The sequence below is a fragment of the Bacillus sp. S4 genome (genome assembly GCF_040838205.1).
Taxonomy (GTDB): domain Bacteria; phylum Bacillota; class Bacilli; order Bacillales; family Bacillaceae_G; genus Bacillus_A; species Bacillus_A cereus_U.
The window spans coordinates 1-2987 of sequence record NZ_JBFPJI010000370.1 but is presented as its reverse complement, the minus strand read 5'-3'; the positions used below and the strand labels follow the sequence as shown (position 1 = coordinate 2987).

Here is a 2987-nt window from a genome sequence, read left to right as displayed (position 1 = left end):
ATTGAGTATTAAAATTTTAATCTAATTTACCTTTGCATAGATGCAGGTATCAGTTAGTTTTTTACCGTCAGCTGAAAGATCTTCATTACGTAATATCCCTTCAAGCTCAAAACCTAGTTTTTCAGGGATCGTACGACTTTTAGTGTTAGTAGATTCACATCTTATTTCAATCCTTCTAAATTTGAGTAACTGAAATCCAAGGTTTGTTAACTCACTTACTACCTCTGTCATATATCCATTGCCACTAAATTGCGTGTTAATCCAGTATCCAATTTCACATTTAGAAATTTTCCAATTAATTCCGTGAAGGCTAGCAGTTCCAATAAAATCATTAGTATCCTTATGATAGATAAGATAGCGAAAGCTTTCTCTTTTTAAAAAATCTATATGGGCATTTCTCAGGATAATTTCCGTTTCTTCAACAGTAGGGATTGACTGGAATAAAAGCAACCATTGTTTTAACTCATTAATTGAATCCTTAATAGCTTGGTGTACGACATTCCCGTCACCAGCTTGAAGTGGTGCTCGAAGAATTAGTCTGTCTGTTTCTATTTGTGACGGAACATCTAATAAAATAGAATTCATATCATTTCTCCTCTCGAAAACTTTAAATTATGACAGAATAAAAAAACTTTCACCCAAAAGAAATAATTCTTGAGGACGAGAGTTGCAATTTCGTGGTACATTATTATGATAAATAAATTAAAAAACACCCTATCTCACTAACAGGAGATCCCGTCACAGCATTACTATAAGTTATTACAGAACCGTGCGAAGCTCTTAGTCTCTTGATAGCAATACAGTAAAGCTTATCTCCCATAAAGGGCCTCCTGAAAATTAGTAAACAATAAATATATATTCAATTAATCACTTAGAAATCCCTTTTCACATATTGAAAACTAAACTGCCAGTTGGTACAAAAAAATGGCTACCGAAGCAGCCTTAGGTTATTCAACTAATGCATGCGTTAGTTGAATAAGGAATTATTATTTTTCATCTATTGGCTTCCAATTTTTATCTTTTGCATTTCTTAGCTTGATGGTGATGGGGTGGTACCCCTACTAGAAAAATTGTCTCCGCGTGAACGTGAAGAACTTGAAAAATTTAAAAAAGAAGCAATGGAAGAACCACCGGATTTCTTTGAATATATTCAGTCTATCGAAAAAGATAATAAATGATACATAATGCCTCCAACAGAATATTTATCAAATTGATAACACATGTATTCCTTTCGTTTTTTACAGAAATTGTAATGATGTAAGTATATGCATATAGAAGGGGAGGCATAGGTTCTATGAAAAATGTTAAGTTTTATGGGTTAATTCTAGCATTCATCTTGCTACTGGCAGCTTGTAGTAGTAATTCCTTTGAAGTTGAAGGATGATAAGAAGATTAAAAGTAAGTTAGAACAAACCGAAAATTTAAAGAAAGCGCAAGATGCTTTTGATAAACATAAAATCGGGAAAGCTATGAATAATGTTCAAAAGGCAAAAAGTGATGAAAATAAAGAATTAACAAAGTAATGCATTGCAAGGTGAGATTCAACAAGAATTTTTAGCTACATTTAATAAGCTGAACATGAATGATATTACTGGCGATGTAAAAGAAGCCCGTAAATCTTTAGATGATCTTATGGCTTGGATACAACAATCTGACCTATTGAAAGCTCAAAAGGATTTTGTTGATACGTTACCTGAAAAAGAAGCAAGTATCTCTAAACTAGAGGAAAGTAAAAAATAAAGAAAAGAGGTTGCCTAAAAGTAACTATTCAGCGACTTTTGGGACAACCTCTTCTTTTGGTTGTGGATTTTCAAGAAAGTTTAGAATAAAATAAAAATATAGCCATCTACCTATTATTCACTAATGAAAAGAAAAGGGGGTAGCGAAATGCAACTGAAGTATGGGAAGCACATTAATATATTATCTATTGTTCTAACTTTGTTCTCTTTTTCCGTAATTGTAAGTTTCTCTACCTGGTTGAGTGGATATTCAATTCCCGACCTTTCTACAATGCTTAAGGTAACAATGTGGAGTGCATTTATTCTTGGAATTATAGGGTTTAGACAAGAGAAAAGCGCACTAGCGATTATAATTATGGGAATATGTGCCTTTGCTCTAGTCGTTCTATATACTTATGCGGTTATAAGTTTTCTTGAGCATTAAACACCATGAAAAAGAAACGAACATTTTGTTCGTTTCTTTTTTTGGGGGCATTATAAAATTTTAACTTGATGGTGATGGGCGATACCCCTTCAAAGGAATCCCTCCTTTAATGTCGAAATATTTTGTTAAAATGAGAATCAAGGAGAGAGGAAAATGGATAAGGAATTTTTCAGCAAACATTTTAGTCTTGAAAAAGTTAGTGAAGGGATATACGTTGCAATAGCAAGAGAAGGCAGTGGTGCCGTAGCAAATGCAGGCTTTATTGATTTAGGAGATAAAACAATAGTTTTTGATACATTTAACACACAACAAGCTGCTGAAGATTTAAAATATATTGCAGAAAAAATAACCAATCGACCCGTGACATGGGTTGTAAATAGTCATTGGCATGGAGATCATATTCGAGGTAACCAAGCATTTAAGGAAAGTAATATTATTTCAAGTTACATATGAAAAAATGAAGGATATTCATCCATCGAGAATCAATAAGCAGAAAAATGATATACAAGGTCTAAGAAATTATATTCATTCTTTAAAAGATCAAATAAATCAAAACAATGACCCTAAGTTAAAACATCAAATAAACTTTCTAAGCGAATTGGAAGTTTCATTACCAACTTTGAAATTAGTTTTACCTCAAAAAACATTTTGTGATGCAGTTCTCTATATTCCAGAAGAGAAAGTAATATTCATGGGTGATTTATTATTTGTTGATTGCCATCCAACATTTTTTGAAGAATCGAATCCTGAGAATTGGATTCGCATTTTGGAAAAGGTTAGCGATATGGATGTTGAGATGGTAATTCCAGGACATGGTTCAATTG

At 32.6% G+C, this 2987-nt stretch carries 5 protein-coding genes and 1 pseudogene; 5 read left to right on the top strand and 1 reads right to left on the bottom strand.

Going from position 1 to position 2987, the window contains the following annotated elements; translation table 11 throughout:
* Positions 1–21: 21 nt before the first annotated feature.
* On the bottom strand, positions 22–585 hold the full coding sequence (locus tag AB3X48_RS20250; RefSeq protein ID WP_199715748.1) for a GNAT family N-acetyltransferase: 564 nt from the start codon (positions 583–585) through the stop codon (positions 22–24).
* A 464-nt stretch (positions 586–1049) separates the two neighbouring features.
* Between AB3X48_RS20250 and AB3X48_RS20245 the strand changes: the two genes are divergently transcribed.
* The 5 genes and pseudogenes from AB3X48_RS20245 to AB3X48_RS20225 all read left to right on the top strand — a co-directional run.
* Positions 1050–1178, top strand: coding sequence for a hypothetical protein (locus tag AB3X48_RS20245; RefSeq protein WP_256416312.1), 129 nt, complete (start codon positions 1050–1052; stop codon positions 1176–1178).
* A 189-nt stretch (positions 1179–1367) separates the two neighbouring features.
* Entirely contained in the window at positions 1368–1523 is a 156-nt protein-coding gene (locus tag AB3X48_RS20240) for a hypothetical protein (RefSeq protein ID WP_199715750.1), read from the top strand.
* Between the two features lie 4 nt (positions 1524–1527).
* Positions 1528–1740, top strand: a complete 213-nt coding sequence (locus AB3X48_RS20235) for a hypothetical protein (protein ID WP_016091781.1) — start codon at positions 1528–1530, stop codon at positions 1738–1740.
* Positions 1741–1887: 147 nt separating this feature from the next.
* A complete protein-coding gene (locus tag AB3X48_RS20230) occupies positions 1888–2163 on the top strand; it encodes a hypothetical protein (RefSeq protein ID WP_199715752.1) in 276 nt (91 codons plus the stop codon).
* Positions 2164–2316: 153 nt separating this feature from the next.
* Positions 2317–2987: pseudogene (locus AB3X48_RS20225) on the top strand (MBL fold metallo-hydrolase); the annotation flags it as partial.

Bases quoted from the DNA above. Each gene is read 5' to 3' on its own strand.
- AB3X48_RS20250 (WP_199715748.1), bottom strand. From the start codon at position 585: ATGAATTCTATTTTATTAGATGTTCCGTCACAAATAGAAACAGACAGA.
- AB3X48_RS20230 (WP_199715752.1), top strand. From the start codon at position 1,888: ATGCAACTGAAGTATGGGAAGCACATTAATATATTATCTATTGTTCTA.